This window comes from Herbaspirillum lusitanum P6-12, assembly GCF_000256565.1.
Lineage (GTDB): Bacteria > Pseudomonadota > Gammaproteobacteria > Burkholderiales > Burkholderiaceae_D > Herbaspirillum > Herbaspirillum lusitanum.
Genome location: NZ_AJHH01000764.1, coordinates 1 through 5,138, shown reverse-complemented (window position 1 = coordinate 5,138; position 5,138 = coordinate 1). Strand labels below are relative to the sequence as shown.

The window sequence follows — 5,138 nt, the reverse complement described above, 5'->3', positions numbered from 1 at the left end:
CCCAAATTTTTTTTAAAATCTGCATAGGTTTAAAAATACAACAAATTTTCAGATGCTTGCCGATACGCAAGTCTCCCCAAGCCGGTCACAAACAGACGGGGATTCACCGCTCGAAGCGCTGCTCCACCATCTCCTTGCCCCACTGCGCTCCCGGCCATTCTTCCTTGAGCTTGCCCCAAAAAATTTTTAAAATCTGCATAGGTTTAAAAATACAACAAATTTTCAGATGCTTGCCGATACGCAAGTCTCCCCAAGCCGGTCACAAACAGACGGGGATTCACCGCTCGAAGCGCTGCTCCACCATCTCCTTGCCCCACTGCGCTCCCGGCCATTCTTCCTTGAGCCCCATCCAACCCCTGAAAAGTCCACAACTGCACCGACGCGAATCCCTGCGCGTCGCAAAACGCCATCGCCGCATCCATCAGACGGCGCCCCACGCCTGCTCCACGCACACCGTCATCGACGATAAACCAGCGTAAATGCGCCTTGTTGTCGCCCAAATCCTGGCCGTCGATGGCGACCGAGCCGACGATGCGCCGACCTTGCACCGCTAACCACAAACCATTGCGAGGATGGTCCAGACGCGGCACGAATTCTGCCAGTCCCGCCGCCACCTTGCTCTCGAAAAAGCTGCCGAAGCCGACGCTGCGCGCGTAAAACATCGCATGCATCTGAACAATCCGGCCGATCACTCCAGCCTGATAACCGGCGACGATGCGAATCTCGTCGGCCTGCACGATTGCCTCGCCCGACCGGCGCGCTTCCAGCGCCAGCGCATAGACACTCAGCCCTTGCGCTACGGCGTCCTGCTGATCCGCACTCAATTGTTCAAGCGCGCCAAGCACCTGCTTGCGGCCGTACGCCTGGACGGCAGTCAGCGTGCGTCGACCTTGCGGCGTCAATGCCAGCCATTTGACGCGGCCGTCGACGTCGCTGGCCCGTTCCTGCAATTCCCCTGCCTCGACCAGCTTGCGCACCATACGGCTGACGCTGGACTTTTCGAGGCCGAGGAATTCGGCAAGCTGCGCTGCGCTCATCGATTTGCGTGCGCCGATCTCGATAATGGCGTGCACGGCAGACGGCGGATAGTCGGTCGCCGCCAGCGTGGATTGCATGAAGCCCAATTCGCGCACCATCCGGCGCGAAGCGGTACGGATGCCGTCGACAAAAGAAAGATCGGGTGAAGAGCCTGTTTTTTGCATATTTCCATCCCCTGATTTTATATGGTTGTATTATACAACTATACATTTCAAGAAAATCATTGCGATTCAGATGCCCCTTCCCATCTTCAGGAGAAATGCCATGGAAACGATGCCAAAAAAGGAATGCAGCGCCAGTCCGTACGACATGGCCGGACAAGTTGCATTGGTGACCGGAGGCGGTAGCGGCATCGGTCGCGCCGCCGCGATCCGGATGGCGCGGGCTGGCGCAAGCGCCGTGGTGATTGCAGGCCGGCGTCAACCGGAGGGAGAAACCGTGGCCGCCGAATGTCGCGCCGCCGGCGCACAGAGCCTCTATGTACAAACCGATGTAACAAAGGAAGGCGACGTCCAACGGCTGATCGACACCGTACTGACGCAATTCGGACGCCTGGACGCAGCCTTCAACAATGCCGGACGACAGGAACGACGGGCATCCCTGCACGCGCAGGAATCCGCTGTTTACGACGCCATCTTCGACGCCAACGTGCGTGCCGTGTTTTTGTGCCTGAAATACCAATTGCCACCGATGGCGGCTCGCGGCAACGGCAGCATCGTCATCAACACCTCAGTCAGCGGCGTACGCAATCCCAATCCGGGGCTTGCGCTCTACTCCGCCTCCAAGGCCGCCGCCATCTCGCTGATGCGGTCGGCGGCCATGGAATATGCACCGCACGGCGTTCGCATCAACGCGATCGCTCCGGGCAGGGTAGTCACCGACATGATGCTTTCATCGGGCATTGCCGACATGTCCGCGGTTGCCGCAGGCTTGCCGCTCAAACGCATGGGGCAACCGGAGGAAGTCGCCGAAGCCGTACTATGGCTGCTGTCCGGCGCAGCATCGTACGTCGTCGGACACGTGCTGGCGGCAGATGGCGGATTCCTCGCTTCGTGAGCTCATCCTGTATCATGCGGACCAGCTTGCAATCAAGCCGATTATTTCTTGCCATCCGACATCCCGAACACTCCGGAAATGCTTTCCACAACATCCTCGCAGGCGCCTCACGCCACCTCCCTCGCCCTGTTCTGCAAGGTGGTCGACAACTATGGCGATATCGGTATCTGCTGGCGGCTGGCGCGGCAATTGCAAACGGAACACGGCGTCATCGTCACCTTATGGGTTGACGACCTGAAGAGTTTTCAGCGGATCTGCCCGGAAGTCGCGACCGATTGCGAGACGCAGGAAATTCAAGGCGTCATCGTCCGCCATTGGCGCGATCAGGACGGCGTATTCGACGCCGCCGACATGCCGGACATCGTGATCGAGTTTTTTGCCTGCGACATACCACCCGGCTACATCAAAGCCATGTCGGAATGCACACAGCGTCCGGCCTGGCTGAATCTGGAAGGCCTGACGGCGGAAGCCTGGGTGGAAGGCTGCCATACGCTGCCTTCGCCGCATCCGCAGTTGCCGTTGACGAAGTACTTCTTTTTTCCCGGATTCAACCAACGCACCGGCGGCCTGCAGATCGAATCCGGCCTGACTGCGCGACGCGAAGCTTTTCTTGCCGATCCACGCGCCGCCGCCGACTTCCTCGCGAAATTCGGCGTAACCGAGGCCGAGACGGCAGCGCTCAAGGTCTCGCTGTTCTGCTATCCGCAGGCGCCGATCGCCGACCTGTTTGCCGCCTGGCGCGACGGCGACCGCGCGATCACCTGCCTGGTCCCGGAAGGCGTCGCGACCGAGGCCGTGCAAGCCTTCCTCGGACGCTCCGCCGTTGCCGGCGCCCTTGCAACGCAAGGGGCGCTGACGGTGCGCGTGCTGCCGTTCGTGCCGCAACCCGATTACGACAAGCTGCTATGGTCCTGCGACCTCAACTTCGCACGCGGAGAAGATTCCTTCGTGCGGGCACAACTGGCCGGCAAGCCCTTTGTCTGGCACATCTACCCGCAGGATGAAAACTTGCACCACGTCAAGCTCAAGGCCTTCCTCGCCATTTACAAAGCGGCCACTCCGGCAATGCAAGCCATGATGCTGGCCTGGAACGGCGCCTGCACGGAACAGGCCGACATGGCCACGCGCTGGCCCGCATTGGCGGCCGAATTGCCGCAGCTTGACGATCTGTCCATGGAATGGCGGCAACAACTGTTGGCAAATGGCGATTTGGCATCGAATTTGCTGAAGTTTGCGGCGTCAGTGCGCAAGTAAGCACGAGTAACAGCGAAATCGGCCCGGAAATAGGTTAAAATATAGGGCTAATTTTTAGGCATCATCAATTCAGCAACATCAATTTAATCGTACGTGGGCTTGCGGTGTGGTTCTGCCGGTAGGCTACAGAAGATTTTTACGCAACCTACTTTTTACGTATATTCGCTATGAAATTTGCAAAAGAAATTCGCGTCGGCAACATCATTATGGTCGACAGCAAGCCAATGATCGTCTTGCGCTCCGACGTCAACGGTTCGAGCCGCACTGGTTTCACTTACAAGTGGAAGATGAAGAACCTGCTGACCAACAGCCCGCAGGAAAACGTTTTCCGCGGCGACGACAAGTTCGACGTCGTCGTGCTGGACAAGAAGGCAGTGACTTATTCCTACTTCGCCGATCCGCTGTACGTGTTCATGGACTCCGAATACAACCAGTTCGAAATCGAAGGCGAAAACCTGGGCGATGCTCTGGGTTACCTGAAGGACGGCATGGAATGCGAAGCGGTCTTCTATGACGGCAAGGCAATCTCGGTCGAACTGCCAACCACCATCGTGCGCCAGGTCGTGTACTCGGAGCCGGCAGTCAAGGGCAACACTTCGGGCAACGTCCTGAAGGAAGCCAAGATCGAAAACGCCATTGAAGCCAATCAGATCGTCGTGATGGTTCCACTGTTCGTCAGCCAGGACGACCAGATCGAAATCGACACCCGCACCAACGAATACAAGAAGGTCGTGCGCGGCTGATTGTTTGCCGATGCCCGTAAAAAAACGCTGCCTGGTGCAGCGTTTTTTTATGCCTGTTGGATGAGCGTTTGATGGCTGTTTGATGGCAGTTTGCCGGGCGCGCCACTGCCGCTCGTCCTGAGTAGCGGCATCACCGCGTATCGAAGGCGCGCCGAAACCTGTCCTGAGCTCGCCGAAGAGGCGCAGCGCAGTTTCACGGCCAGTGAACCCTTCGATACGACGCTGCGCGTCTACTCAGGGCGAACGGGTAGCCAGTGCGCGTTCGTCGATCTTTCATTCGGCTTATCCGGCTTATCCGGCTTATCCGGCTTATCCGGCTTACCCAGCATCCCTCACCCGCGCCAGATCCCGCGCCGCCGCCTGCCCTTCCGCGCTGGCCCAGAAGGCGCGATCCGCCGCCTGCAGGAACTGGCTCAGGAACTGCAACAGCGAGGTGTACAGCGGATTGTGCGCCGCCTCGGAAATCGCTGCATGGAAAGCAAAGTCTTCCGGCACGCCGTCGCGCCCTTCCTGCACCGCTTTGTCGATATCCTTCAGCGCCTGCCGGATACGCTGGTTCTGCGCCTTGGTGCGACGCTGCGCCGCCAATGCCGCCATCTCGCCCTCGACGCCGCGGCGCAACTCAATCACGCGCAACACCGCCTGGATTGAATCCTGCACATCGATGTCGAGCCGGAACGGCGTCGCATTGTTCGGCGCGAGGACGACGGTGCCGCTGCCCCGGCGCGAACCGACCAGGCCTTCCGATTTGAGACGGGAAATGGCTTCCCGAATCACGGTGCGGCTGACCTGGAAGCGTTCGGTCAATTCATTCTCGGAAGGCATGCGCTCGCCCGGAGCGAAATCGCCCTGGCGAATCTGTTCGACCAACGCGCCGGTCACGCGATCCGCCAGTGTGCCTTTGGCGGAATCGAGCGAGGCGGGCGACTGCGCAATACCGGAAGCAGCGCGAGAACCAGTGTGAGAAGTCTTGGAAAGCTGAGTATTTTTCATGTTGATTGACATGATACCGCTTTCTTCTTACACTGACCGCAAAGTTGTATGTCG

At 58.9% G+C, this 5,138-nt stretch carries 5 protein-coding genes and 1 pseudogene; 3 read left to right on the top strand and 3 right to left on the bottom strand.

From position 1 onward, the window contains the following. Nucleotides 1-103 precede the first annotated feature (103 nt). Together HLUSI_RS33160 and HLUSI_RS30595 are read right to left on the bottom strand one after the other, a co-directional pair. On the bottom strand, nucleotides 104-244 hold the full coding sequence (locus tag HLUSI_RS33160; RefSeq protein ID WP_157138003.1) for a hypothetical protein: 141 nt from the start codon (nucleotides 242-244) through the stop codon (nucleotides 104-106). 33 nt (nucleotides 245-277) lie between these two features. Further along, nucleotides 278-1,202 (bottom strand): annotated as a pseudogene (locus HLUSI_RS30595) (bifunctional helix-turn-helix transcriptional regulator/GNAT family N-acetyltransferase). Nucleotides 1,203-1,302: 100 nt separating this feature from the next. Between HLUSI_RS30595 and HLUSI_RS0124655 the strand changes: the two are divergent. The 3 genes from HLUSI_RS0124655 to HLUSI_RS0124645 all read left to right on the top strand — a co-directional run bounded on the left by HLUSI_RS0124655 (nucleotide 1,303) and on the right by HLUSI_RS0124645 (nucleotide 4,091). After that, nucleotides 1,303-2,094 carry an SDR family NAD(P)-dependent oxidoreductase gene (locus HLUSI_RS0124655; protein ID WP_016836471.1) on the top strand — a complete coding sequence of 264 codons (792 nt, stop codon included), beginning with the start codon at nucleotides 1,303-1,305 and terminating at the stop codon, nucleotides 2,092-2,094. A gap of 78 nt (nucleotides 2,095-2,172) precedes the next feature. Continuing rightward, nucleotides 2,173-3,348 (top strand): elongation factor P maturation arginine rhamnosyltransferase EarP, encoded by a 1,176-nt coding sequence (gene earP, locus HLUSI_RS0124650; RefSeq protein ID WP_016836470.1) that lies wholly within the window; start codon nucleotides 2,173-2,175, stop codon nucleotides 3,346-3,348. Between the two features lie 167 nt (nucleotides 3,349-3,515). Further along, nucleotides 3,516-4,091, top strand: a complete 576-nt coding sequence (locus HLUSI_RS0124645; protein ID WP_016836469.1) for an elongation factor P — start codon at nucleotides 3,516-3,518, stop codon at nucleotides 4,089-4,091. 318 nt (nucleotides 4,092-4,409) lie between these two features. Here HLUSI_RS0124645 and HLUSI_RS0124640 read toward each other — a convergent pair whose 3' ends face one another. Next, a complete protein-coding gene (locus tag HLUSI_RS0124640) occupies nucleotides 4,410-5,084 on the bottom strand; it encodes a FadR/GntR family transcriptional regulator (protein ID WP_238534077.1) in 675 nt (224 codons plus the stop codon). Between the last annotated feature and the right edge of the window lie 54 nt (nucleotides 5,085-5,138).

Coding starts and splice junctions, on each gene's coding strand:
- earP (WP_016836470.1), top strand. CDS start 2,173: ATGCTTTCCACAACATCCTCGCAGGCGCCTCACGCCACCTCCCTCGCC.
- HLUSI_RS0124640 (WP_238534077.1), bottom strand. CDS start 5,084: ATGAAAAATACTCAGCTTTCCAAGACTTCTCACACTGGTTCTCGCGCT.
- HLUSI_RS0124645 (WP_016836469.1), top strand. CDS start 3,516: ATGAAATTTGCAAAAGAAATTCGCGTCGGCAACATCATTATGGTCGAC.
- HLUSI_RS0124655 (WP_016836471.1), top strand. CDS start 1,303: ATGGAAACGATGCCAAAAAAGGAATGCAGCGCCAGTCCGTACGACATG.